This window comes from Bartonella sp. M0192, from assembly GCF_016102305.1.
GTDB classification, from domain to species: domain Bacteria; phylum Pseudomonadota; class Alphaproteobacteria; order Rhizobiales; family Rhizobiaceae; genus Bartonella; species Bartonella apihabitans.
In genome coordinates, this window is record NZ_JACFOU010000001.1 from 877,421 (window position 1) to 902,478 (window position 25,058).

Annotated in this window: 24 protein-coding genes; 22 read left to right on the forward strand and 2 right to left on the reverse strand. The window is 44.8% G+C overall.

What is annotated here, in order from left to right; all coding sequences use genetic code 11:
* Window positions 1-5 precede the first annotated feature (5 nt).
* From flgA to H3S82_RS03925, 8 genes are all read left to right on the forward strand, one after another.
* Window positions 6-467: a flagellar basal body P-ring formation chaperone FlgA gene (gene flgA, locus H3S82_RS03890; RefSeq protein ID WP_077970511.1), complete on the forward strand. Its 462-nt coding sequence runs from the start codon at window positions 6-8 to the stop codon at window positions 465-467.
* On the forward strand, window positions 464-1,726 hold the full coding sequence (locus H3S82_RS03895) for a flagellar basal body P-ring protein FlgI (protein WP_198232551.1): 1,263 nt from the start codon (window positions 464-466) through the stop codon (window positions 1,724-1,726). Before flgA ends, H3S82_RS03895 begins: the two co-directional genes overlap by 4 nt.
* The gene (locus H3S82_RS03900; RefSeq protein ID WP_198232550.1) at window positions 1,723-2,322 is read left to right on the forward strand and encodes a MotE family protein; all 600 of its coding nucleotides are present in this window, start codon (window positions 1,723-1,725) and stop codon (window positions 2,320-2,322) included. Before H3S82_RS03895 ends, H3S82_RS03900 begins: the two co-directional genes overlap by 4 nt.
* Before the next feature lie 14 nt (window positions 2,323-2,336).
* Window positions 2,337-3,059: a flagellar basal body L-ring protein FlgH gene (gene flgH / locus H3S82_RS03905; protein WP_077973435.1), complete on the forward strand. Its 723-nt coding sequence runs from the start codon at window positions 2,337-2,339 to the stop codon at window positions 3,057-3,059.
* Window positions 3,060-3,239: 180 nt separating this feature from the next.
* Window positions 3,240-3,734, forward strand: coding sequence for a flagellar basal body-associated protein FliL (gene fliL / locus H3S82_RS03910; protein ID WP_077970517.1), 495 nt, complete (start codon window positions 3,240-3,242; stop codon window positions 3,732-3,734).
* A 26-nt stretch (window positions 3,735-3,760) separates the two neighbouring features.
* Window positions 3,761-4,501, forward strand: a complete 741-nt coding sequence (gene fliP, locus H3S82_RS03915) for a flagellar type III secretion system pore protein FliP (RefSeq protein WP_198232580.1) — start codon at window positions 3,761-3,763, stop codon at window positions 4,499-4,501.
* Window positions 4,502-4,709: 208 nt separating this feature from the next.
* Window positions 4,710-5,777 (forward strand): flagellin, encoded by a 1,068-nt coding sequence (locus H3S82_RS03920; protein ID WP_198232549.1) that lies wholly within the window; start codon window positions 4,710-4,712, stop codon window positions 5,775-5,777.
* Between the two features lie 398 nt (window positions 5,778-6,175).
* A complete protein-coding gene (locus H3S82_RS03925) occupies window positions 6,176-7,312 on the forward strand; it encodes a flagellin (RefSeq protein ID WP_198232548.1) in 1,137 nt (378 codons plus the stop codon).
* Between the two features lie 270 nt (window positions 7,313-7,582).
* Here the strand turns inward: H3S82_RS03925 and H3S82_RS03930 are convergent, their stop codons facing one another.
* A complete protein-coding gene (locus H3S82_RS03930; protein ID WP_198232547.1) occupies window positions 7,583-7,948 on the reverse strand; it encodes a hypothetical protein in 366 nt (121 codons plus the stop codon).
* A 328-nt stretch (window positions 7,949-8,276) separates the two neighbouring features.
* On the opposite strand from H3S82_RS03930, the gene fliF reads away from it, so the two are divergent.
* The 14 genes from fliF to fliQ all read left to right on the forward strand — a co-directional run bounded on the left by fliF (window position 8,277) and on the right by fliQ (window position 22,887).
* Window positions 8,277-9,953, forward strand: a complete 1,677-nt coding sequence (gene fliF, locus H3S82_RS03935; protein ID WP_077970524.1) for a flagellar basal-body MS-ring/collar protein FliF — start codon at window positions 8,277-8,279, stop codon at window positions 9,951-9,953.
* 26 nt (window positions 9,954-9,979) lie between these two features.
* Window positions 9,980-10,735 carry a hypothetical protein gene (locus H3S82_RS03940; RefSeq protein ID WP_198232546.1) on the forward strand — a complete coding sequence of 252 codons (756 nt, stop codon included), beginning with the start codon at window positions 9,980-9,982 and terminating at the stop codon, window positions 10,733-10,735.
* Window positions 10,732-12,165: a MotB family protein gene (locus tag H3S82_RS03945; protein ID WP_198232545.1), complete on the forward strand. Its 1,434-nt coding sequence runs from the start codon at window positions 10,732-10,734 to the stop codon at window positions 12,163-12,165. Before H3S82_RS03940 ends, H3S82_RS03945 begins: the two co-directional genes overlap by 4 nt.
* Window positions 12,162-13,454: a chemotaxis protein gene (locus H3S82_RS03950; RefSeq protein ID WP_198232544.1), complete on the forward strand. Its 1,293-nt coding sequence runs from the start codon at window positions 12,162-12,164 to the stop codon at window positions 13,452-13,454. The genes H3S82_RS03945 and H3S82_RS03950 overlap by 4 nt, the downstream gene beginning before the upstream one ends.
* Before the next feature lie 113 nt (window positions 13,455-13,567).
* On the forward strand, window positions 13,568-15,322 hold the full coding sequence (locus tag H3S82_RS03955; RefSeq protein ID WP_198232543.1) for a flagellar hook-length control protein FliK: 1,755 nt from the start codon (window positions 13,568-13,570) through the stop codon (window positions 15,320-15,322).
* 49 nt (window positions 15,323-15,371) lie between these two features.
* Window positions 15,372-15,860: a transglycosylase SLT domain-containing protein gene (locus tag H3S82_RS03960; RefSeq protein WP_246785231.1), complete on the forward strand. Its 489-nt coding sequence runs from the start codon at window positions 15,372-15,374 to the stop codon at window positions 15,858-15,860.
* Between the two features lie 265 nt (window positions 15,861-16,125).
* On the forward strand, window positions 16,126-16,809 hold the full coding sequence (locus tag H3S82_RS03965; protein ID WP_077970533.1) for a response regulator transcription factor: 684 nt from the start codon (window positions 16,126-16,128) through the stop codon (window positions 16,807-16,809).
* Between the two features lie 384 nt (window positions 16,810-17,193).
* Complete coding sequence (locus tag H3S82_RS03970; protein WP_198232541.1) at window positions 17,194-18,567, forward strand: flagellar hook protein FlgE; 1,374 nt, start codon at window positions 17,194-17,196, stop codon at window positions 18,565-18,567.
* Window positions 18,568-18,626: 59 nt separating this feature from the next.
* Entirely contained in the window at window positions 18,627-19,982 is a 1,356-nt protein-coding gene (gene flgK, locus H3S82_RS03975; protein WP_198225203.1) for a flagellar hook-associated protein FlgK, read from the forward strand.
* Window positions 19,983-19,989: 7 nt separating this feature from the next.
* On the forward strand, window positions 19,990-21,081 hold the full coding sequence (locus H3S82_RS03980; RefSeq protein WP_198232540.1) for a flagellar hook-associated family protein: 1,092 nt from the start codon (window positions 19,990-19,992) through the stop codon (window positions 21,079-21,081).
* Window positions 21,082-21,131: 50 nt separating this feature from the next.
* Entirely contained in the window at window positions 21,132-21,506 is a 375-nt protein-coding gene (flaF, locus tag H3S82_RS03985) for a flagellar biosynthesis regulator FlaF (protein ID WP_077970539.1), read from the forward strand.
* Window positions 21,493-21,927, forward strand: a complete 435-nt coding sequence (gene flbT / locus H3S82_RS03990) for a flagellar biosynthesis repressor FlbT (RefSeq protein WP_370541214.1) — start codon at window positions 21,493-21,495, stop codon at window positions 21,925-21,927. Before flaF ends, flbT begins: the two co-directional genes overlap by 14 nt.
* Window positions 21,928-21,941: 14 nt before the next feature.
* Entirely contained in the window at window positions 21,942-22,598 is a 657-nt protein-coding gene (gene flgD / locus H3S82_RS03995; RefSeq protein WP_369458957.1) for a flagellar hook assembly protein FlgD, read from the forward strand.
* 22 nt (window positions 22,599-22,620) lie between these two features.
* On the forward strand, window positions 22,621-22,887 hold the full coding sequence (fliQ, locus tag H3S82_RS04000) for a flagellar biosynthesis protein FliQ (protein WP_077970540.1): 267 nt from the start codon (window positions 22,621-22,623) through the stop codon (window positions 22,885-22,887).
* Between the two features lie 1,033 nt (window positions 22,888-23,920).
* On the opposite strand, the gene H3S82_RS04005 is transcribed toward fliQ, so the two are convergent.
* Window positions 23,921-24,646, reverse strand: coding sequence for a hypothetical protein (locus H3S82_RS04005; RefSeq protein ID WP_198232539.1), 726 nt, complete (start codon window positions 24,644-24,646; stop codon window positions 23,921-23,923).
* Window positions 24,647-25,058 lie beyond the last annotated feature (412 nt).

Consider the following 25,058-nt stretch of genomic DNA (forward strand, 5'->3'; position numbering starts at 1 on the left):
TTAAAATGAAAAAGCTTTCTCTCCTTATTGCTGGTTTATTGTTGTCGACAGCGTCGATAACGCAAGCCTATGCGGATAGGATAGGCTTTCTCGTTCCGACCACGACAGTCTATGCCGGACAGCCTGTAAGCAATGTCGGTCTTAGCGAAAGGATGTTTTACATCAAGGTTGATGCGGCTCCTTTATATGTAACCGATGTCAAGCAGGCTTTGAACAAGGTTGCTAAACGTACATTGCCAGCCGGCCGGCCGATCTCGTTATCTTCTTTGGGAGATCCGGTTCTGATTGAACGTGGTCAATCTACAAAACTGGTTTTCAATGCCGGTGATTTGGTAATAACCGCTTCGGGCGTTTCGATGGAACCCGGCAGTGCAGGTGATTTTATCAAGGTTCGCAATGTCGATTCCGGTCGTATTGTAAGCGGTACGGTCTTGTCTGACGGCAGCGTCAGGGTAGGTGGGCAATGATTGGTTGTTCGTTTGGGATTGGTCGTTCGTTAAGGATTGGTCGCTCTTTAGGAATCGTTGCGGCTTTATTGATGGGTGTTATGCCCGCATTTGCCGATGAAGGTGGCCGCAATGTTCGCCATTTCAATTCCGAAGCAGCATCCGATGCTTCATGGCTCGGTTCGGGCGGTGATCCGGCAAAGATGCGCTATTCCGACCTTTCACGCCCCGGAGTTGTTGCAAGATTGAAAGACATTGCTGAAATTCAGGGCGTCCGTGAAAACCAGCTCGTCGGCTACGGTTTGGTTATCGGTCTTAACGGCACAGGCGATTCGTTACGTAATTCACCTTTTACAGAACAATCTTTACGTGCCATGTTGGATAATCTCGGAATTAGCCCGCCGGCTGGTGCTTCGCGTGCAAATAACATTGCCGCGGTTATTGTTACCGCCGATATTCCACCTTTTGCAACGCCAGGTTCAAGAATTGATGTCAGTGTTTCATCACTGGGTGACGCAAAGTCCTTACAGGGTGGTACGCTGGTTATGACACCGCTTCTTGGTGCAGATGGCGAAACCTATGCTGTTGCACAAGGTAATATGATCATTTCCGGTTTTGCAGCACAAGGTGCCGCAGAAACTGTAACACAAGGGGTTCCGACCTCCGGTCGTATTCCGAATGGTGCGTTGGTTGAACGTAAAGTTGAAGGCAATTTCAACCGCGATGCCGATATTGTTCTGGAATTGCATAATCCGGATTTTTCGACAGCTATCCGCGTTGCTGATCTGGTCAATGTTTTTGCCAATAAACGCTATCATCAAAGCGTTGCAAAAGAACGTGATGCCAAAACGGTTGTTTTGAAAAAACCGGCAAGTATTTCGGCAGCCCGTTTCATTGCCGAAATCGAGGGGCTTCCCATTCCGACAGATGAAGTTGCCCGTGTTGTTGTCGACGAACGTACAGGCACGGTTGTCATCGGTGAAAAGGTCCGTGTTTCGCGTGTTGCCATTTCGCATGGCAGTTTGACTGTTCGTGTTACCGAAACGCCTTATGCGTCACAACCCGAGCCGTTCAGTGAAACGGGAGACACTGTTGTCCTGCCGCAAACAGCCGTCGATGCAAATGAACAAACGTCCAATATTGGTATTCTTGGCGGTACCAATCTCGACAATCTGGTTAAAGGTTTGAACCAGATAGGTGTCAAGCCCACCGGCATCATCGCCATCCTTCAGGCGATTAAAACGTCCGGTGCACTTCATGCGGAGCTTGTGGTTCAATGATCGGATCTCGGCGTAAAGTTCTGGCAATTCTGGGATTGGTTCCGCTGTGCGGGCTCATGAATAACGCTTTGGCACAAAAAGGTGCTGCGACTTCAAGCCCGAACAAATCATCCACCATTCCTTCGGCTCCGTCGCCGCAGCGTACACTTCCCTCTGCCAATGCCTCGCAGGATGAAATTGAAAAATTCTGCGGCAATATTGACAGTCAGGCGGCAGATGCCCGCTTCGAACTACAGAGTCAGCAATTGCAGCAATTACGCATGCAGATCGATGATCGCATCAAGGTTCTGGAAGAAAAACGTCAGGAATACGAGAACTGGCTGAACAAACGTAACGAATTTTTGGCAAAAGCTCAGGATTCATTGGTCAATATCATTTCCAAAATGCGCCCTGATGCTGCTGCTGCCCAATTGGCGCTGGTTGATGATTTTGCCGCAGCCGCCATTATGTTGAAACTGACGCCGCGTATCTCAAGTGCCATTATGAATGAATTGCCGCCGGAAAAATCGGCTAACCTCACCAAAGTTCTGGTGAGTGCACAAAAACTTCCGCCGGAAAACAAGCCGGCACCCAAGTCTGTAAAAGCAGGCCAATGATGAAAGTTAAACAAATGAAAAACGTTTTAGACACCCGTAAATCAAGAGTCGCGCTTATCAGTGTCGTTCTGGCAACGGTTGCGCTTTCTGGCTGTTCTTACAATACAAAAGATTTTAACTCGGTGCCGGATTTTTCGCCGGTTCGGGCAGATCTCGGCTATGCTCCCTCGATGAACCCCGATATTTATCCGACAAAACCGAAAGAAAGCAAATATTCGCTTTACCGTTCATCGTCAAACAGCTTTTACCGCGACCCGCGTGCGATGAAACCGGGGGACGTATTAACTGTCCAGATTTCGATCAATGACCGCGCCAATTTGAATAACAAGAGTGATCTGAAACGTGATGCCAATGGCAAATATACGTTAGGCGCAACTTACCCGCTGATAGGTAAAAACAGTGGTAGCGTGAATGGTGATTCAACCGCCCACTCGAAGGGTGATGCGAAGGTTGAGCGTAAGGAAGACATCAAATTGTCGGTTGCAGCAGTTGTTACAGATGTATTGCCGAATGGCAATCTGGTTATCAACGGTTCGCAGGAAGTTCGCGTCAACTACGAATTGCGTGTTCTGAATGTTGCTGGCGTTGTACGCCCGCGTGATATTACCGGTAACAACACGATCGAATACAATAAAATCGCTGAAGCCCGCATTTCCTATGGTGGGCGTGGTCGCATGAGCGAGATCCAGCAACCGCCTTATGGCCAGCAGATTATGAACCAGATATCGCCATTCTGATAGAATTTATAGATATGATAATAAAGGGAGCTTCATCTTCAACAGGCTCCCTTTGTTCAAGTTCTGTATAAGGACTTGAAAGCTTGCCACTTTAAGGTTTATTCATCTATTCTCTGATAGAATACTGATAAAACGGAAAAAAGGGCATAAATGCCTTGAACTTTAACTTAAGAGGTTTTTATGGCAGGAGAGCCTGAAAAAGGTGACGGAAAAGGAAAAAAGGCTGGCGGTTTCAAAGCACTGCTTCTTGCCGGTGTTATTTTAACTTTGGTTGCTGCTGGCGGCGGCTGGTTTTTGGGAACACAAATCGGTAAGGAAATTGCTCCTCCGCCGGAGCCGGTAAAAACCGAGGCCCAGAAAAATGCCGACACGATCGCGTCAAATAGCAGTGTTACCATTTTAAATCCTATTCTTACCAATATGGCTGCGCCCAATAACGCCTGGATCCGTATTGAATGTTCTCTCGTATCACAACCCGGTGAAGTGCTTTCTCCTTCTGTTGCTGCTGAAATTTCAAATGATTTTTTGGCTTATTTGCGAAATAGCACGATTGCGCAAATCAAAGGAGCTTCCGGACTTATGAATCTGCGGGAAGATCTTGTTGATCGGGCGCGTACCCGTTCACAGGGCAAAGTGACCAATGTTCTGATTTCTAGTCTGGTGGTCGAGCAATGAAACGCCTTTTCCTGCTGGCATTTTTTATGTTGCTTTTGGGCGTTGACAGTGCCTTTGCGCAGGAAACCAATGCCGCAGCAGCACAAGCATCAGGCGGCGGGGCGCTGTCAAATCTGCTGCCGCAGGCGGGGGGTTCGATAAGCGGGCGGATTGTCCAACTTTTCGGTTTGTTAACGGTACTTTCCGTGGCTCCGGGGTTGCTCATAATGGTAACAAGCTTCACCCGCTTTGCCATTGCGTTTTCCCTCTTGCGTTCCGGCCTCGGTTTGCAAACAGCTCCCTCCAATCTGGTCATGATTTCGCTCGCATTGTTCATGACATTCTATGTTATGGCTCCGACCTTCAATCAGGCGTGGACCGGCGGCGTTCAACCGCTTATGAATAACGAGATTAGCGAACAACAAGCGGCAGAACGCATTGGCCAGCCATTTCGTGAATTTATGCTCAGTCAGGTGCGGGAAAAGGATCTTGATCTTTTTGTCGATCTGGCAGACCCCTCGTTTCAGGTTGGCTCCGGTGAACAGGTCGATTACCGTGTTCTTGTGCCTGCCTTTATGATTTCCGAATTGCGGCGCGGTTTCGAAATCGGTTTTCTCATTGTTTTGCCCTTTCTGGTTATCGACCTTGTCGTTGCAACTTTGACAATGTCTATGGGCATGATGATGCTGCCGCCAACCGTTATATCCCTGCCTTTCAAAATTTTGTTCTTTGTTTTGATCGACGGGTGGAATTTGCTGGTAGGAAGTTTGATACGCTCATTTAATTAGACGAAAAAACTAATTAACATATTTTTGAAAAAATTTTTTTCTAAAAAACCTTTACAAAAATTAGTAAGCCGACTAAATAAGAGTCGTGAAAGGTTAGCGAGGTCTTCACAAAGAAAACCGCTTGTAGCTAATAGGCATGATGCCGTTCTTTCACCCGCTGGTTGGCCAGCATGTCCCTGTTAAATTCTAATCCGAAGGGACAATTATTATGGGTACAAGTCTACTTACCAACCAATCCGCTATGAATGCTTTGCAAACATTGCGTTCAATTGGTGATAATATGGACACAACGCAGCGCCGTGTTTCAACGGGCTTGCGTATTAATGAAGCATCCGACAACACCGCTTATTGGTCAATTTCATCTATGATGAAGTCTGACCGTAATGCATTAAGTTCTGTTTCCGATGCGATGGCTTTGGGTAAAAGCCAGATTGATGTTGCTAACGCAACCATTGATAAATCGAAAGAATATCTTGATAACATCCAGAAATCTTTGACCACTGCCTATGAAAAAGGTTCAGGCGATGTTGCAAAGATTCAGGCTGATATCAAAGCCAATATGAATGATATTCAGTCAGCTGTTTATTCGGCATCTTTGGCTGAAAAGAACATTCTTGGTAATGGCGGTGAGTCAGTCCGTATCGCCGGTTCCTACCGTCGTGAAGGCTCGAATGTTTATGTTGATATGATCGACGTTGGTGGTGCTGACCTTAACTTTGCAACCAAAGGCGCAGACGGTACGTTCGATTTGACCAAGGGCGTCTTGAAAGACGTTTTCGGGAAAGCAGAAACTGCACCGGATTTTGCGTCTTTGGACAGTGCACTTCAACAAGCTCAGGCTGATCTTGCTTCAAAAGGTGATACTGCTACTGACCAAGATAGAAGCAAAGTAACACAGGCTCAAGACGCCATTACTGAAGCTGCCAAGGATATGACAGTTCAGGATTTTGTTGATACCGATTTCAGTAAAGTTTCGTCGGCAACGATGGAACAGGTTCTGAAAACTGTTCAGGGCAAAGTTACGAATGCAACATCTAATGTTGTGACTGCTGGTGCAACACTTGGTGCTGCGAAAGCACAGGTTACAGGCCAGATCGACTATGTCAGCAAGTTGATGGATGCCGTTGATAAAGGTGTCGGTTCACTGGTTGATGCCGATATGAATGCAGAATCTGCCCGCCTTGCTTCTTTGCAGGTTCAACAGCAATTGGGCATTCAGGCTTTGTCAATTGCCAACCAGAACAGCCAGAACATCTTGTCGCTGTTCCGTCAATAATGGCAATCATGCTCTTCCGGTTGCAAATGCAACCGGAGTTGCTCTATTAATTTAAAAAGGCCGCGTCATTTACGCGGCCTTTTTTTATGGCCATTTGATATTTATTGCAGGATGTAGCGAAAATAAAAACATAAGCCGGCTAACTAAAACATTATCATTTTCTTAAAAAACGTAATAAAATCATAATGATAAATGTAAAACATAAATAAAAATAAAATCGATATTATTTTTTATAAAGTATATTTACATTTAAACCATTATAACGTATATATAAGACGTGACAGGTTAGTGAGGTATTTGAAAGAATACCGATAAAACTGATAGGCATGATGCCGCTCTGTCACCCGCTGGTTGGCCAGCATGTCCCTGTTAAATTCTAATCCGAAGGGACAATTATTATGGGTACAAGTCTACTTACCAACCAATCCGCTATGAATGCTTTGCAAACTCTGCGTTCCATTGGCGATAATATGGACACAACGCAGCGCCGTGTTTCAACAGGCTTGCGCATTAACGAAGCATCCGACAACACTGCTTATTGGTCAATTTCATCCATGATGAAGTCCGACCGTAACGCATTAAGTTCTGTTTCCGATGCGATGGCTTTGGGTAAAAGCCAGATTGATGTTGCTAACGCAACCATTGATAAATCGAAAGATTATCTTGATAACATCCAGAAATCTTTGACTACTGCCTATGAAAAAGGCTCAGGCGATATCAAGAAGATTCAGGCTGATATCAAAGCCAATATGAATGATATTCAGTCAGCTGTTTATTCGGCATCTTTGGCTGAAAAGAACATTCTCGGTAATAATGGCGAGTCAGTTCGTATTGCCGGTTCCTATCGTCGTGAAGGTTCGGCTGTTTATGTCGATATGATCGACGTTGGCGGTAAAGAACTCAACTTTGCAACCAAGGGCCCTAACGGCACATTCGATTTGTCCAAAGGTGTCTTATCGGATGTCTTCGGCTCGTATGATACGACCACTCCGCCTCCAGAGGCAAACAAAACTCTTAGTAAACTGTTAGACGCCATCAAGTCTGCGAAAGAGAATTTGGATAACTCGACCTCGACCGCTGGTGCTCAAGAAGAAGAAGGAGGTGCCGAAGGAGGTACCTCTACCTCTACCAATCCACTACAAACTGCTTATGACGACGCCGTAAAAGCCTTAACTGACGTAGCAGACAAATTGACAGTGAAGGATTTTGCTAACGCTGATTTTAGCTATGTTTCTGCGTCAGGTATGGAGAAGATTATTAAAGCTATTCAGGGCAAAGTCACGACTGCAACGTCCAATGTTGTGACTGCCGGTGCAACAATTGGTGCTGCGAAAGCTCAGGTTACAGGCCAGATCGACTATGTCAGCAAGTTGATGGATGCCGTTGATAAAGGTGTCGGTTCGCTGGTTGATGCCGATATGAATGCAGAATCTGCCCGCCTTGCTTCTTTGCAGGTTCAACAGCAATTGGGCATTCAGGCTTTGTCGATTGCCAACCAGAACAGCCAGAACATCTTGTCGCTGTTCCGTCAATAATAGCAATCATGCTTCTCCGGTTGCATCTCTAACCGGAGTTGCTCTATCAATTAAAAAAGGCCGCGTTTCTAACGCGGCCTTTTTCTTGAATAGACTTCTTGCATGCCATTTTTTCTTAAACGCTTTTTTGCCGGTGGCATGAACACTTATTGATTAAAATTTTCTCATCTATTCCGGAATGTAATATCAAGCCTGTTTTCCGACCTATTCATTGTTAAGCTTCAAAAAAACAGGCAGATCGGAAAACGCAGTCAGAATGACAGGCCTGAATTATTGTGCAACATTGATCTGGGTAATCATAGCATCAACACTTTTAAAACTGTAAGGCATAGAAACAGTTTTTTCCACGGGTTGTGGATAGCGTACATTCGTTTTCGGGTCGACATAGTGGGTCAATTTCATTGCTACAGAACAACGAATAACGTCACCACTCGGGCCAATAGTACGCGGGTCGGTCAAAGTAATTTTTGCCTTCTGCCCATTATAATAGTCGTCAACTCCGATTTGATAGTTCATCCCAATGACCAATTTGTCGTGAAGAGCGTCCAACACGGCTGTTGAACTACAGGTCTTTTTTGAGCCGCCACAGGCAACAAGCGGCAAACACAAAATTGCTGTGAAAAATAAACGGTACATCGATTATCCTTTTTATTTGCAACAATTAACCATCCCCCGACGAAACAACATTACAGTTGCGGCATTGTTTACACTTTTATTGATAGCTGTTTTACACAGGTCAACAAGGTTGACACGTTGTGGGTATCACGTCAATCGGACAGAGACAATAATATTAACCATAAAGTCGCTTTCGAAAAATTGTCGCTTGAACCTTGCCGGATTGATCACCCTCGCGCAAGCTTCAGCTTTTATTGTGCAAAGTAAAGTTAGGGATATATCAGCTTTTGAAGGCTATATCTTTAACGAAAACCAACGGGTTTTTGCCCAATAAATACGGTAAAGATAGATGGATAGAATACTGGCTCTGTTTTCTTCGATTGGCTCGGCTCTTGGCAAATTGGGCGCCAAACGCCTGATTGCGCTAGGTCTGGTCGGAGTTGCATTATTCGGAACGATTCTGTTTTCAAGCTTTTATCTCACCCGCCCGACTTATGAAACACTCTATGTCGGACTAACACGGGATGATGTGAACCGTATGGGCATGGCTTTGGGTGAAGCAGGCATTGCTTTCGACGTTTCTTCTGATGGAACATCCGTTCAGGTGCCGGTTGGACAGGCTGAAAAAGCACGTATGTTTTTGGCTGAAAAAGGTCTGCCGACATCCAACAATGCCGGCTACGAACTTTTTGATAATATGGGTTCGCTTGGCCTTACTTCCTTCATGCAGGAAATCACCCGTCAACGTGCTCTGGAAGGCGAAATTGCTCGCACAATTCAGGCTGTTCAAGGCGTAAAGGCTGCACGTGTCCACATTGTTTTGCCCGATAAAGGCTCTTTCCGTCGTGCCAATCAGAAACCTTCTGCTTCTGTTGTTATCCGCACTGATGGCAATTTTGCTACCGAGTCGGCACAATCTATTCGTCAGTTGGTAGCGGCAGCCATTCCGTCCTTGGAAGCAAGTTCGGTTACAGTGCTCGATACCAGTGGCAAATTGTTGGCTTCAGGGACAGATGCCATGAATGGCGCTCCTGTCATGATGGCATCTCTTGAACGTCAGGTTGCTGCCCAGATTGACGAAAATATTCGCAAACAATTGGCTCCTTACCTCGGCATGGATCACTTCCAGACCAGCGTTCAGGTTGCATTGGATACCGACCGCCGCCAGACGAATGAAACGATTTATAATCCGGATTCGCAGGTTGCCCGTTCGGTCCGCAGTGTTCGCGATCAGGGCGACTCCCAGAACAATCGTAATAACGGCGCTGTCGGTGTTGAACAGAACATTCCGCAAGAAGAAATCGGAGGCGGCTCGGGTGAAAACTCTTCCGATAAAAAGGACCGCCGTGAAGAAACAACCAATTACGAAATCAACTCGAAAACAATTTCTACAGTCAGCGACGGTTTCAACGTCAAAAAGCTTGCTGTTGCTGTTGTTATCGACCGGTCACGCTTGAAACCAAGCGACAAAGAAGCTCCCGCACCGGCCAACTATGTTGATGATCAGGTCAACCGCATTCGTCAAATGGTGGCAACAGCTTCGGGGCTCGATCCTGACCGTGGTGATATAATCAATGTAACGGCTGTCGATTTTGTCGCAAATGATGATGAAAATATGCAACCTGTTGCAACACCGATCTGGCAATCTATTTCGAAATATACATCGGGTCTGGTCAATGGAGCAGCCCTTGTCATTGCGGTTTTGCTTATCATGTTCTTAGGTGTACGTCCGCTTATGCGGGAAATGCATGGCAATCAGCTTGCTCTTGCCGGCAGTAACGAAAGTGCATTGGCAGGCCCCGAGAATATGCCTGCTTTGCCGAATGAGGCTAGCAAAAATGAAGGGTTTGATGGTAATATGATACCGGATGAAGATGGCCTACAAGATTTACGCAACCGTATGCGTGTTCCGCCGCAAAATCGGCTTGATCAGATGATTTCTATGGATGAAGACCGTTTTGCAAATGTCTTACGTGAATGGGTACAGGAAGATAATAATAAAGGAACGCCTGCACAAGCAGCTTGATAAAAAAGATACTCTGGTGAAAGACGATGAGTGTAATGGATAACAGCGATACAAAAATGGAAAATAAGAAAGCGACTACGCTTTCCCATTTTTTGAGCGACTTTGCGCCACGCCAAATTCCCGACACCGAAGTTGAAGTTTTACCAATGGATGCGGAGGTTCCTTTTCACGAGGAAGCAACGGTTGAAGAAGCCGATCCGATGGTCGATTTCCATCAGGCGGAAAGCAAGCCGGAAGATACATTTGACGAAGCATCTCTGGTAGCTCAAACCAAAGTCAATGCGGAAGAACTCAGGCAACAAGCAATTGACGAAGCTGTAGAGAAAACCAAGACCGAGCTTGAAACCCGATTTGCTCGGGAAAAAGACGCACTCATACAAGAACATGAAAAGGCTATGAGTGACCTTAAAGATAAGACAATAGCGGAAGTTGCCGCCAATCTTGATGAAAATTTAAAGAACGGCCTTGATAAAATAGTTGAAGATATCAGTAAAGATGTCGCAAAAATTCTGGCAGTCTTTATTGGCGAAAAAATGCATGACGATGCTCTTGCCGATTTTGCCAAACGCATTGCCCGGGAAGCTTTGTCGGCGAAACAGCCACTTGTCATTGAAGGTAACAGCGACCTGTTGAAGGCTTTGGAAAAGCGTCCTGATTTCAATAAGATGAAATTTGTTTTAAAGCCGACAGACTCTTCCGATATCCGGCTCGAGCTTGGAGATCAGGTTATTGCGACGCGTCTTGAACCGGTCATGAAAGAATTGAAGGGGCTGGTACAATGAACTCCGACGAGCCCGAAGAACACAATGAAATTATTATAGTCCGTCGCGGTGGACAGGGCGAGGGCGAGCACCATGGCGGCGCCTGGGAAGTTGCCTATGCCGATTTTATGACATCGATGATGGCATTCTTTCTGGTTATGTGGCTGATCAATGCTGCAAATGAAGAAACCAAAGCAGCTGTCGCGAGCTATTTCAATCCTATCAAACTGGTTGACCGTCGTACCAATCCGAAAGGCATTCAGGACAATGATGCGGTGGGCGACAATGACCAGAAATCGGGCAATGAAGCCCACGGCGAACCCGGTGCCAAGGAAAGCAGTGACGACCAATCCAGTGTCGACCAGCAAAAAATGATGAGCGAGCCTTATGAAGAGCTCGACAAGATAGCACAAAAATCGGCAGCGGAAGGCTCTCAAGGGGATGGGGCAGGTGGAAATGCCGAAGGCGGCTCACAAAAAGGAGCAAGCGAAGGAACAGCTTATCGTGATCCGTTTTCACCGGATTACTGGACCAAAAATGCCTCGCATGAAATAGCCGAGACCGATGGAGGTCCAAGTCAGAACTCGGGTGGGCGTGATCCAAATCAGCCGAGCCAGCCTGGAGTTGCAATACCGCAACAAGCGGCTAGCGAACCCACTGTTCCCGGAAATGAAGGTAAGCCGGTACAGGCTGCTCAGGAAACCCAGCAAACACCGAAAGATCAGTCTTCCAATGAGAACAAGCCTGAAAATGCTGAAAATGCCGAAGCTCAAAAGAACGGTCAGCAACAGACGGAGACAAATAAAAATGAGCAGACAGGGGAAACAAACGGCGATTCGGCGCAGGTAGCCGAACCGCAAGTCAATTTCAGCAAGGCCGAAACACCGCAAGACGCTGCCAAGGATAAATCATTGCCACAGGTTGTTCGTGAAATTTCGGGCGAGTTGAGCAAACTGATCAAGGATACGAAAAGTACGCAACAACCGATGGTTCGGGTTGTCTCGGTCAAGGATGGCGTCGCTATTGAATTGATGGATCAGGCGCATTACGGAATGTTTTCTGTCGGTTCTGCGAAACCGGATAAGAAAGTGGTCGATCTTTTGGCCGGCGTTGCAAAAATTCTGCAAGATAAAAAAGGCGATGTTATTATTGCAGGCCATACAGATTCCCGCCCTTATAGAAATGCCACTTATGACAACTGGCAGTTATCAAGTTCGCGTGCCCAAATGGCTTATTACATGCTGGTGCGTGGCGGGCTTGATGAAAAACGTATTCTCCGCGTTGAGGGCTACGCAGATCGTCAATTGAAAAACAAAGCTGATCCTTATGCGGCAGAAAACCGTCGCATAGAAATATTCATGCGCTTGCCACAAAGTGGAACGGAAGGGAAAGGCGGCGAAGCCAATACGGATAAGGCAGATGACGCAACTAAAGTGGAGAAGAAACAATGACAAATCGTTTCTTTAAAATGATATGTCTTGCCGGTGTGGCATTGCCACTCCTGACATCGACTCCGCTACAAGCCCAGCTTGCCGAATCTTCTTTGGGACCGGTTCAACTTATCCGCTCTCTGGAAAGCCTGCAGGATGACATTGCCAGCGGACAGCCCGGTGCGTTGCAAATGCAGCCGCGTGTTCTTGCCGATATCGGACAAAAATTTTTAAAAGAGGATCCATCGACCTGGGAAAATGCGCAAAATATTTTTGCAGCATTGACCTATCTATTTAATGGTGGAAACCCCGATGTCGTAGAAACTATTCTCAAGAATGCACCGGACGGGATTATTCCGAAGAATTATATTGATGGTGCCCGTGCCTATGCCCACCACAAAAAAAATAGATTTCTAAAAGCTTTTGACGATTTGCCGGAAGATGATTCAGAAATTCCTGCGGCATTGTTACTTTCCATTACTTTAAGCACTGTTGCCGATATGGCCGAGGCGAGTCCGGAAAAAGCATCCGAACGTCTCAACTGGGTAAGATTGGCAGCACCCGGTTCATTGTTCGAAGAAGCAGCGATAAGGCGCCAGATCAAAGTTGCTTCCATGACCGGAGATATCAAGCTTTTACGGCTTCTTACCAGAAATTATGTTACACGTTTCTCAAGATCTCCCTATGCAAATGAATTCTGGCGTGATTTTGCGACAACTTTACCTTCGCTGGATAATCATCTTGATGATCAACAATTAACCGAGTTTGTCAATTTTGCTCCTAAAACAATCCAGTTGGTTATCTATTTGAAGATTAGCCGTACCGCTTTGATAGATGCGCGTATGGCACGCGCCCATTTCGGAGCTGAAAAGGCAATTGATATTGCCCACAGCCTGAATGTCTCGGACGCGTCGGCGCGCCTTTATTATGCAGCAAGTTCGGTAGGTTCGACAGCGGCAGAAGATGCCGGAGCAATGTTGAAAACAATTTCCGTGAACGAATTGCCGGAAAAAGACCGGCCATTGCTGATGGCTGCACAGGCTGTAGCAAAAGGTGTTGTTCTTGATACGAGTATTTTGCCAAAGCAAACTGATAATGATGAAGAAGATGACGATCAATCGGCACTGAAAGAAGCGGTGGGCGTGCCTGTTGATCAGGTCGGTACGAAAACAAATGAGCCTTTACCGACGCCAACAAATACCACTTCGGGGAAAAAAGACGAACAAAAGATTTCAGGCGAAATTGATCAATTTATGCAGCAGACACAAAAGAAAATCGATGATGTAGACAAATTATTGGAGAAAAAATGATGGTAATATCGGGGGAATTTACGAGCATTAATACAAACTTCAATCAAATCAGGACTGATAATAAAAAGTCCCAGCAAATCCCGCAGTCGTCACACGAAAGCTTCGGTGACGTCTTGAATAAGGCTGGAGACAATAACAAGTCCGGCTCTTCAAGAGAAACAGACCGCCAATCGGCAAAGTCAAATTCGGACAAAGCCTTTGCTGATAAGTCTGCAAATGACAAGATTTTAAACGACAAGGCTGCAAACGATAAGATTGCAAACGACAAGCTCGGCTCTTTGAGAGAAGCAGACCGTCAATCGGCAAAGTCAAATTCGGATAAAGCCTTTGCGGATAAAGCTGCAAACGATAAGATTGCAAACGACAAGGCTGCTGTTGACAAAGCTCTAAACAATAAAACGCATTCTGACCAATCTGCGCAAACGAACGCTTCTGACAAAAATAAAGTCCGTGATGAAAGTGACAAGAATAAGGAAAATGCCAAGCCCTCCGTTCCTGATGGTCATGACGAGTTGAATGATCAGTCGGCTTCATCTGTTCATGACATTCTCGAACAACTGGATACACATAAAAATTTGGCGTCGAACGAAAAAAATGGTGCCAAATCCGGTTCGACTGAAGGGGCAGACGACAATCTGGCTTTGACAGTCGGGACAGACTCCCCGAATAAATCGCATTCGCTCAAGCCGAAGGATGGAAAAACAGTCGATGCCGACGGTGAGGAAGATGGTAACGAAAATAATGTCAAAGTGGCATTCGGCCCGTTGCCGACATTGAACCATTCTACCGTCAATCCGGATAATAGTGTCAAAAACGGTGACTCTTTGAATGGTGATAAAAACAATGACGGCAAGCATCAGATAGATGTCAATATCGGGATTGCAGGTTCTTCTGATAAGGCTGGCGATGCTGCTTCGAAAAATACTCGCGACGCTTCGGCTCCGGCTTTAGAGACGAACGAAACTGTTAAAGCCAATGCCGCAATAGAGACGGGTGTCCTTGCAACTGCGGGAACCGGTAAAGTAGCTGGCGCACATAATGGAAATGCCGAACCTTCTGATAACAATAACGTTTCGGTGGCAGATGATGATTTTGTGGGCAAATCCGGTCTTACGTTGGAAGATGAAACCGCACCACTTGGCGACAAGAATGCCAACGACTTCAAAACCACTGATGACAAGTCCGGTAATACTATATCGGGCCGCAAACAAAGTAACGCCAAACGCACGCAAGACATTGCAAGCCAGCTATCCAATAATTCGCAACAATTAAATTTCGACGACGCGGCAGATAAAATGCAGGCCGGTCAAACATTGAATATCGGAGATAAAATTGCAACCAACACTGCGAGGGCCGAAAACCAGAATGTACTCGGCCGTATTGCTGGCGTTGAAATCACCGAAAACAAACAGGTCGGGGATATGCGTGTATTGCGCATACAGTTGAATCCTGAAAATCTTGGTATGGTCGAAGCAAGGTTGCGCAAAACAAATGATGGTCTCCAGATTGAAATTCATGCCGAACGTCAGGAAACGGCACGCCTCCTTGCAGCCGATAATCATGCTCTGCATAAAGCTCTGGAAAAGTCGGGGGTCAGTGATAATGGCCAGCTGTCAATCATGATTGTTGATAAAAGTTCACAAACTGTCCAGCAAGGACAATCAGCCAATTCCGGCCAATCCAACTCTCAGGATAATAGTGGTCAGAATTTTAATGGTCAGCGGCAGTCTGCAGGTCAGCAAGGTCAAGGTGGACATAATGCTTCAAGGCAAACATTCAGCGAGTTTCCTTTCACTGACACGCCTTTGCAGGAAGAACATTTACGTGTCGAAAATACTCGTCGCGATCCTCGCCGTCTGGTGGTCTAGTCTGACAGTTGTTTTTGAGGCTTCTGCAGGCAATGCCTGTGAAGGAGAAATGATTGAAGCATCCAAACGTTACGATATTCCGCTCGGTATATTGTATGCCGTTGGATTGACTGAAACAGGCAACAAAGACTCACTCCAGCCTTATGCGCTCAATATTGATGGAAAAGCAGTATTTGCACAAAGTGAGTCGCAGGCTCTGAAGATTTTTTACGAGGCAAAACGTCGCGGAGCGAAACTCATTGACGTTGGTTGCATGCAAATTAACCACTATTATCACGGAGAGCGTTTTCCATCTGTGGCAGCAATGTTCCAGCCACATCTCAACGTAGATTATGCCGCGCGTTTCCTTAAAGAACTGAAGGAACGGGAAGGTAGCTGGACCATGGCAGTGGCACGTTACCATGCCGGCCCGAATAATAATCCGGCACAAAAACGATATGTCTGTCAGGTCATCGCCAATATGATCGCTTCCGGGTTCGGTAAATGGACGCAAGCTTCGCGCCAGTTTTGTCGTGGAGAACTGCAGGTGACGTTTTAATAAGCATGGTTAAATTTTATAGTTAACGTGCTGGCATCTGACTAACTGTTTGAAAATCAATGATTTTCATACGAAAAATGACGGTTTGAAATAAGAATTTATTAAAAAAATCGTCTATTTTTGGGAAAGTATGGCGGATTCTTGGCAGAAAAAGTTAAAAACAACTTGTAATTTCTGCCGCGAAAGATATCTTAAAGAAAAGTCCTCATTAAGGATAAGTTCTTGAGTTTTAGGACTTAGTGAGGAAGTTCATAGGAATAGGAACATGATAATAGTTGTAGACGAACGCAAGCTGGTGACTGATGGTTATTCTGCCTTGTTCGCACGGGAAGGGATCTCGGCAACAGGTTTATCATCTGCCGATTTTGATGATTGGGTAGAAACCGCCCCTAAATCGGAAATGTCAGCAGTCGAAGCGATTCTTCTTGGTGATTGCAAAGACCGCATTGAGCTGCCAAAGAAAATTCGCGCTCATTGTGATGCTCCTGTATTGGCCGTCACAGAAACCAATTCGCTTGAACAGACACTGGCACTGTTTCAGGCCGGAATTGACGATGTATTGCGCAAACCTATTCATGTTCGTGAAATATTGGCTCGTGTTGCAGCAATACGCCGTCGCATGGGTGGCGAAATCCGCCAATCGGATGCTGCCGTTGTTCTTGGGCCGATCAGCGTGTTCAATGACGGTCGTGACCCGAAAATCAATGGTGTCGATTTTGTTCTTCCCCGTCGCGAACGTCGCATTCTTGAATATCTCGTAGCCAATCATGGCCGTCGTGTTAACAAAACACAGATTTTCAATGCGATATATGGCGTGTTTGATGCTGAAGTAGAAGAAAATGTCGTTGAAAGTCACATCAGCAAATTGCGTAAAAAACTGAAAGCCAAACTTGGAACCGATGTTATTGATTCAAAACGGTTTCTGGGCTATAGCTTGAATATTGATTAAACATTTTCGTAACTCCATACGATTTCTTGAAGCCTGCATTTTTTGCAGGCTTTTTTTTATCTTTTGAAAACAGCTTTTTTTGAAAAATACCGGATTTATCTTCATTATAGAAAGGGCTCTGATCATAGTTTTTCTTGGGGTATGTTACCTTGATCAAAGCTCAATAGGGAAAGTTTCGCAGCCAATCACACCGACATATATTCGTTATTTTTAGTTTGGTCTTGAAAGCTAAGTCCGTAAATATGTTTTGGAAAAAACAGTTTCGAATGCTGTCAACTGTCTTCTTGGGTGACCATTTTTCCTTTGTAAACTGTGACAACGCCAGCTTCGCACAAGGAAGCGCCTCTATGGTGCAACTATGGTTCTCAACTTAAGGAGATAACAATGGGTATTTACGGTATGATGCGTACCGGCGTTGCAGGAATGAACGCACAGGCAAACAGACTTACAGGCGTTGCAGATAACGTCGCTAACGTTAGTACGGCAGGTTACAAGCGGACGGATACCCAGTTTTCCGATCTGGTTATGCCATCAACGCGTAACGCTTATCAGTCCGGTGGTGTCACGACAACGGTTCGCCATGATATTTCAATGCAGGGTGCAGGGCGTGGAACAGGGAAGCCAGGCGATATTATGCTTGAAGGCAACGGCTTTTTCCGTGTGCAAGATGAAGCCGGAACCGAATATCTGACCCGTGCGGGTTCTTTCCAGAGAAACGGTCAAGGTTATCTACAAAATGCAGCAGGATTTTATCTGCTGGATGAAACCGGCAAACGCGTCATAATTAAAGGTGGCGCGGGTGAATTGATGCAAGGTAAAGTGACCGAGAATATCAACCTTACCGCCAACCTACAGGCTGATAAAAAAGCTATCAAAAGAACAGGTGATGATAAGGTAGATTTTGATATTAAAAACGAAAAATCTTATCATTTTAAAAAATCTAAAACAATTTACGATGAACAAGGTACAGCCGTTGATGTTGATTTTTATTTTACCAAAACAGATGATAACACATGGGAAATAAAAACCTATGTTGGAGATCAAAATATAGCCTTGGCAACTAAAGATCAAGACGGGAAAACAATATTAAAACCAGGCACAAACCCGGATGATAAAATTCCGAACACTGTGATAACTGGCCTTAAATTTGATAAAGAAGGAAATCTGGCAGGCCTTGTTGACTCCGAAGGTCATACCCTTCTTGGCACCGACGGTGAGCCCGATCTCAACATAAAAATTGGTCTTGACGTTCCTAATGTTAACAAAGAGGCAGGTACTAATAAGGTAACAACTTTTTCTACAATGGTTAATCTTTATAATCCGGATAAAGATGGGAAAACAAGTCTGACACAGATTGGTGCCAACTTCACATTCGATGCGGAAGCTGACGGTTATGCACCGGGAACCTATAAAGGGTTCAGTTTTGGAACAAACGGCGAAATACAGGTCAGCTATAGTAATAGTCAGATAAGAACAATCGGCACCGTTGGCCTTTCCACAGTGACAGCGCCTGACTCGCTTATTCCTCTTACCGGAACAGTGTTCCAGGCCGTACCGGAAGCCGGTGGTCAGACATTCGGACATCCGGGTGAAGGTACATTCGGCGTTTTAAGAAGCGGTATGTTGGAAGAGTCAAATGCCGATATCGGTGATGAATTGACAGACATGATCGAAGCACAGCGCAATTATACTGCGAACTCGAAAGTGTTCCAGACGGGTTCGGAAGTAATGGATGTTATTGTCAATTTGAAACGATAGGACTAACCTTACTTGAAACCGGCTCGACTGCCGATTACATGAGATAAAAGAAGGCTAAAATGACACTAGGTACAGCACTTTCGACAGCAAGAAATTCACTCAAGACATCGTCTGGACAGATGAGTGTTGTATCCCAGAATATTGGTAGTGCGCGTGACACAAACTATACTCATCGCACTACCCATGTCCTATCTGGCGCCAATGGCATGGTGAGTTCCAAGCTTATTCGGGATGACAATCCCGAACTTCTTGGAAACTACCTTCTCAAGTCAAGTCAATCGGCAGCGGCTGCGGCTATAAATGACGGAGCAACACAGCTCTCGAACATCTATGGTACAAACGACTTTCAAAATTCTCCGTCGCGTTTGCTTGATGATTTCAAAAAAGCTTTGCAGTTCTACGCCAATAATCCAAGTCAAAGAACAGCCGGTGACGCTGCTATTGACAAGGCAAAAGATCTTGCCAACAGTTTGAATGCCGGTTCCAAGGCAATTGATAAATTACGTACCGATACCGATAGTGAAATCAAGGATTCTGTCGATCACATCAATGATCTTTTAAAGCAATTTCAGCAAGTCGAGAAAGAAATTGTCAATGAAAAAGGGTCGGGGCGCGATGGCTATGCCTATATGGATCAACGCGATGCAATTCTTAAGGAATTGTCTCAGGAAATTGGTATAACCACTGTTACTCATCCCGACGGGACAATGTCGATCTACGGGATGGATGACAGCACGCTTTATGACAAGGTACCGCGTCAGGTTTCATATTCTCCAAGCGCACCATTAGTGGCAGGAAAAGCGGGTAACCCTGTCCTTGTTGATGGCGTTCCTCTTTCGCATGATGCTTTCAATTCTCCTAATGGCTCTGGCAAGCTTGGTGGTTTGTTGAAGGTTCGTGATGATATAGCGCCGCAATATCAAAAACAACTTGATGAAATAGCAAATGCACTGACCGATATTTTTAAAGGACCTCCCGCTCTATTCGAGGGTGGTGACGAAACTAACGTTACCGGAACGGCGGGTAGAATTAGTGTTAATCCGGAATTTGATAGCAATACGGTTGACGGTGGTCCGGAAAAGCTCGGTAAAGATCTTCAGAAACTGGTCGACAATCTCGATAAGCCTCGTAATTTCGCTAATGATACAGGGCTTGATAATACTCAAAGCATCGCGTCTTACACCAAGCAATCTTTGTCATGGATGGAAGGCGTACGCAAGTCCGCAACTTCGGATAACGAATATAAAAGCACAATGTTCAGCCGCGCGGGCGAAGCTTTGTCTAATGAAACCGGTGTAAATACTGATGATGAAATGGCTCTTATGCTTCAATTAGAGCAGACTTATTCAGCAACTGCGCGTATAATAACGACAGTCGGCAAAATGTTGGATGACTTGATGAGTGCGGTAAGATAGGTGTGAAATGAAAATTAACCCGATTTCTACTTATGTATTGAATAATTCACAACGCTCGATTGTCTCGCAAGCGCAGTCAGAACTTGATGAAGCAAGCTATGAGGCCGCAACACAACGGATCAGGGATCCCGGCTTGAAACTTGGTCGTCAGACGGGTCGTTTTGTTGAAAATGAAAATCAGATTTCGACATTGCAAGGATTGAGAGATAGCAACAATTTGGCATCGCAGCGCATGGCTTCTGCACAAACGGCACTGCAAAGTCTGGTGGAAGCAAGCAGTAAGGATAAACCCGGTGGTAGTCTTATACAGTTTAATAAAGCGCTGATGGGCGACAATGTTGCTGCAACTCCGGCGACTATGCAATCTGCTGCACAAACAGCACTCGACTCCTTTGTCTCGGCAATGAATACGAGCTATAATGGTGAATATGTCTTTGGCGGCACCAATACCAGTCAGCCACCGTTCGATTATTATAGAGCGGGGAGTAATACCGGCACGAGTAAAATTGTGCAGGATACGTTCAGAGATTATTTCGGCTTTAATGTGGATGACCCTCAGGTGGCCAATATTTCTGCCGATGACATGAAATCTTTCATTGATGGACCATTCAGTAAACTTTTTGATGATCCGAGTTGGGGTACAAATTTTTCACGTGCCAAAGACGGTGAAGTCGCAAGACGCATTTCGCCCAGCGGTGAAAATGCTGATATTTCCGCAAGCGCCAATGATGCGGGCTTCCGTCAGGCCATGAAAAATATGATCCTTGTGGCCGAGTTCGGTAATATCGGGTTATCTTCGAACGCTCAGGGGGCAATTGCTGATCGCGCACGGGCTTCTTCGGACAACAAATCGACGGGTAGTGCTATTAACGAGATTATTACGTCGGCGTCCAATCTTGGTAATTCGCAAAGTCGCGTCACCAATGCCACTAATCATATTAATGCACAGCTCGGTATTTTGAACCAGACACGCAATGACATGATTGGTGCTGATCCAACCGAAGCAAGTGCAAAGATGATCCAGCTTCAGAACGTATTACAAATTTCATACACTATGACAGCTCGTATCAGCAAAATGACATTGGCCAATTATATTTAAATTAATCCTTTTGGGTTAAATAATACGGATGTAATATCTGGGGAATTTTGATGTATCAGATGCGGTACGAAGATGTAATGGAAGACGATCAGATGGGCGCTCGCGAACGCGAGAGTATTTTGTTCGATCGTTGTATAAAAATGCTGCGTGCTGCCCAGAAGGCCGGGCCAAGCACTCGCGAGACATATGAAGCGGTAGCATTCACACGTAAATTATGGATTATTTTAATTGAAGACTTGGGGCTGGCGGAAAATGCACTGCCGACAGAACTGAAGGCATCTCTGATTTCTATCGGTTTCTTTATTTTGAAAGAAATCCAGAGATTGGAGAATGGGGAAACAGCAGACTTTGATGCTTTGGTGGAAATCTCTGAATCCATCAGAGACGGTCTTGCTACAAATCCGGAGAAAAGTGAAAATGACTGATAAGACGATGCATATAACATTACGGCCAAATGAAAAGTTTTACCTGAACGGCGCTGTGTTACGCCCCGATCGGAAGGTAACTTTAGAGCTCTTGAATGATGCGACGTTTCTTCTTGAAGCTCATGTAATGCAAGCGGAAGATACAAATACACCGCTAAAGCAGCTTTATTTCACTGCACAAGTGATGCTGATTGATCCCGATACAGCCGACAAGACAGTAATGATCTTCATTGAAATGCTTGGCAAAATGCTCCGCACTTACAATGACCCGATTATTCTGGAAGGTCTACGCAAATGCATTGATTTGACCGAACAAGATAAGATTTTTGACGTTTTGAAAGTCATCCGCGGATTGTTCGATAGAGAAGCAACCATAATGGGCAAAAAGCCTGCGGTTGAAAAGGAACAAAAAACCGCCTGATTAGGAGAAAGTTCATGACCATAAGTGCTGTAGACAACAATACATCAAGCCTTATGAAATATACTCCGGCAACCAATGCGGCTGCCGGAAAGTCCGCTGCAGCAACATCCAACTTCGCTTCGGAAACGCAAGCTGCATCCGACAAGGATAATACGTCGAAGACAAATACAAATGCTTCGGCAAATACAAATAGTTCGACACCGTCAACAACGCCTTCAACTTCTGGTACGAGTAGTACACCCTCTTCCAATAATACCACTGGAAGCACCAGCACAACTACCAAGACGCCGAATGCAGATTATAATACTTTTATCAAGTTGCTTATTGCCCAGATGAAAAATCAGGATCCGACCAAACCAATGGATTCGACCGAATTTGTTTCACAATTGGCAAGTTTTTCGGCTGTCGAGCAGCAACAGCAGACAAATACCAAACTTGATTCAATGGCACAATCGCTCAAGAACATTATGGTTGATGGGCCAATTTCCCGTGCGGAAGGTTATGTCGGCAAATATCTCTCGTTTACAGACGAAAAAGGTGCTGTAACTGCCGGTACTGTCCAGTCGGTTACAATTTATAGCGACGGTTTGATCGCTAAACTTGATAATGGAAAAGACTTGCTTATCGGGCCCGGCGTTACAGTCATGAATAGTCAACCGAAACAAGCTTGAGTTTTGTTGCGGGAGCTTGAGAATGAATGAAGCCGATGCCGTCGATATGGTAACTGCTGCGATTTGGACCGTTTTGGTAGCAAGCGGTCCGGCCGTTGGCGCTGCTATGGCAATAGGCATTATCATCGCTCTTTTTCAAGCTCTTACCCAGATACAGGAAATGACATTAACATTTATTCCTAAAATAGTTGTCATTTTCGTTGTTCTCGCATTGACGGCCTCTTTTGTTGGCGGGCAAATCTATTCTTTCACCCAATTGGTTTACGGGCGAATTGAATCGAGCTTTTAAATAGAAATGGCCCGGCATTGATAGCGGGAAAAAGCTTTTGGTGCATTGCTGTTAACCTCGTCAAAAACCACATAGAACAATAAAATTAAATAAACGCATCACTTATTGTGTTTTCCGCTCATCAGCGCTTTTGGCTGGTATTTATGCATGCTTAAATCGGAATGCGATAACGCTTTCCTTTCATAAATTATATTCACGCGCTGCCAAAGGCTACTGTTTAACTTGAACAAGAAAAGCGCGAATTGATGTGCCGTAAATTCAAACTTGGTAAAAGTTGTATTCGGTGGTGTGCATAGGGGAAGAGGAGAACGTGGAAGAGGTAGAATAACTCCTCTCTTAGGACTATTGAGACGCTTTACTTTCCTTTCATAAGTTATTTTTTGTATTGCTAAAAGCCATTGCTTGGCCTGAACAAGAAAAGCGCGAATTGATAAACGGTGAAATCGAAATTTGTAAAAGCTATTTTTGCTGGCGTGGCTAAAGGCAAAAGGAACGTGGAGGAGGAGGTTAAACAAACCCTCTCTTCGTGTCGTTGAAACGCAGTGGAATAGCCTTCAGTCTTTTCTGTCCCGAATGACTGGACTGAAACGTTTTTGCGTTTATTTTCCGGTCGATCAAAGCCTGTTCGTCAATCAAGTTTCATTTTGTTTTATAGAGAAAGCTTTTGCCACTTATGATGAGTTAGTTGTTTACGGATTCTTTCATGGGGCTATTGATCAATCGGATGTTTTTGCTCAAGAACGAAATTATATCAATGGAAGCCGAAAATTCAGGTAACCGGTAAAACGGCATATGTGCCGCTTTAACGGCAATCCTGCAGAGCATTTTATCTCTATCCCAAAGCTTGTGAATGGCGCTTCAATGACGGGGCAATTGACAAAATCATAAAAACATTGTCAGCAGGGGCAAAATGGTTATCTTTCACCCCTTATCCATGTTCTCCTCAACACAATTACATAATAAAAAATGGAAATAGCTATAGAGCTATTTCCACACTTATTCGATGAATTTAACAACACTTCAATCAGGAAGATCAGATATCTTCCTTCTCGTTGGGTGTCGAGACATTTGTGTCGCGTTGTATATTTTCCCGCGAGCCAATATCTACATCCCCTGCCGGCATAGTTGTAGCCTTCCCCGTCTTGATGGGTGAAGTTTCATTGTGTGTATTGTCAGCTTTAGCGGCATCAACTTTTTTATCAGTGTGCTTACCGTCAGAAGGCAAGGGCGGCAAATCGGAATTTGTCTTTGTTGCCGTTTTCAGACTGGTCTTGGTTATATTGTCGCTATTGACAGAATCTGAACTGCGACCATCGACCCCATCAGCATTTTCAGCATCAGAAGAACTATCCGACAAAGTACTTTTATCAGTAATATTGTCTGAAACTTTCAATGTTTCATTGTTAATCCCGTTGACTTTCTCATGCGGATCCAAGCCATTATTATTATCCGCTTTACCGTCAACATTATTATCAGACCGTCCTTGGACTGCTTCAAAGAGCTTTTCCATTTCAGCGCGTGCTTCATCAAGATTTTTCTGATGAAAAGCCTCTTCAGAGGCAGTTTGTTGCTCTTTTATAAGCTCTGTGATGTGAGCCATTATTTCTGCGACGCTTGCAGATATCGGATAATGTGGCCTCGGTTCTACGATAGGTATTTGTTCGACAACCGAGTCGGTCCGAGCCGTCTGATTAGAAGGCGTCGCTACTCGCACTGTCGTCAACGAACGGGCGCCAGATGTAGCATCAACCGGTTGCATAATTACTCTCCAAAACTCTTAACAAGCCCCAATCTTCATGATTTTCCTTGTTATGTTTCGAGCTCCTCATAAGCCTTAATGGCATAGTATTCTATTTATCCGAAAAATGCAACAATTCTCGTTATTTTTTGATTTATCAAACAAAATATAAAGAAAGAGATAAACCTTTAAAAAAGTTTTGTTACGCTTTTTTTGTTAGAACAGATTTGCTGTTAACAATGTTCTTTTCATTCTGGAGCTTAAAAATTTTATTTAAAAACCGGATATGGAAATATAAAACATCTTTTTAATCAGATAATTATGAAAATATATTATTTTTAAAAATCAACGTAGAATTGAAAATTACGCTTAAAAAGTATTTTTTTAAATTGTATAAGTAAATAGTTTAATCAAGCAATTTTATTGAAAAAAT

Coding starts and splice junctions, on each gene's coding strand:
- flgA (WP_077970511.1), top strand. CDS start 6: ATGAAAAAGCTTTCTCTCCTTATTGCTGGTTTATTGTTGTCGACAGCG.
- H3S82_RS03895 (WP_198232551.1), top strand. CDS start 464: ATGATTGGTTGTTCGTTTGGGATTGGTCGTTCGTTAAGGATTGGTCGC.
- H3S82_RS03900 (WP_198232550.1), top strand. CDS start 1,723: ATGATCGGATCTCGGCGTAAAGTTCTGGCAATTCTGGGATTGGTTCCG.
- flgH (WP_077973435.1), top strand. CDS start 2,337: ATGAAAAACGTTTTAGACACCCGTAAATCAAGAGTCGCGCTTATCAGT.
- fliL (WP_077970517.1), top strand. CDS start 3,240: ATGGCAGGAGAGCCTGAAAAAGGTGACGGAAAAGGAAAAAAGGCTGGC.
- fliP (WP_198232580.1), top strand. CDS start 3,761: ATGTTGCTTTTGGGCGTTGACAGTGCCTTTGCGCAGGAAACCAATGCC.
- H3S82_RS03920 (WP_198232549.1), top strand. CDS start 4,710: ATGGGTACAAGTCTACTTACCAACCAATCCGCTATGAATGCTTTGCAA.
- H3S82_RS03925 (WP_198232548.1), top strand. CDS start 6,176: ATGGGTACAAGTCTACTTACCAACCAATCCGCTATGAATGCTTTGCAA.
- H3S82_RS03930 (WP_198232547.1), bottom strand. CDS start 7,948: ATGTACCGTTTATTTTTCACAGCAATTTTGTGTTTGCCGCTTGTTGCC.
- fliF (WP_077970524.1), top strand. CDS start 8,277: ATGGATAGAATACTGGCTCTGTTTTCTTCGATTGGCTCGGCTCTTGGC.
- H3S82_RS03940 (WP_198232546.1), top strand. CDS start 9,980: ATGAGTGTAATGGATAACAGCGATACAAAAATGGAAAATAAGAAAGCG.
- H3S82_RS03945 (WP_198232545.1), top strand. CDS start 10,732: ATGAACTCCGACGAGCCCGAAGAACACAATGAAATTATTATAGTCCGT.
- H3S82_RS03950 (WP_198232544.1), top strand. CDS start 12,162: ATGACAAATCGTTTCTTTAAAATGATATGTCTTGCCGGTGTGGCATTG.
- H3S82_RS03960 (WP_246785231.1), top strand. CDS start 15,372: ATGATTGAAGCATCCAAACGTTACGATATTCCGCTCGGTATATTGTAT.
- H3S82_RS03965 (WP_077970533.1), top strand. CDS start 16,126: ATGATAATAGTTGTAGACGAACGCAAGCTGGTGACTGATGGTTATTCT.
- H3S82_RS03970 (WP_198232541.1), top strand. CDS start 17,194: ATGGGTATTTACGGTATGATGCGTACCGGCGTTGCAGGAATGAACGCA.
- flgK (WP_198225203.1), top strand. CDS start 18,627: ATGACACTAGGTACAGCACTTTCGACAGCAAGAAATTCACTCAAGACA.
- H3S82_RS03980 (WP_198232540.1), top strand. CDS start 19,990: ATGAAAATTAACCCGATTTCTACTTATGTATTGAATAATTCACAACGC.
- flaF (WP_077970539.1), top strand. CDS start 21,132: ATGTATCAGATGCGGTACGAAGATGTAATGGAAGACGATCAGATGGGC.
- flgD (WP_369458957.1), top strand. CDS start 21,942: ATGACCATAAGTGCTGTAGACAACAATACATCAAGCCTTATGAAATAT.
- fliQ (WP_077970540.1), top strand. CDS start 22,621: ATGAATGAAGCCGATGCCGTCGATATGGTAACTGCTGCGATTTGGACC.
- H3S82_RS04005 (WP_198232539.1), bottom strand. CDS start 24,646: ATGCAACCGGTTGATGCTACATCTGGCGCCCGTTCGTTGACGACAGTG.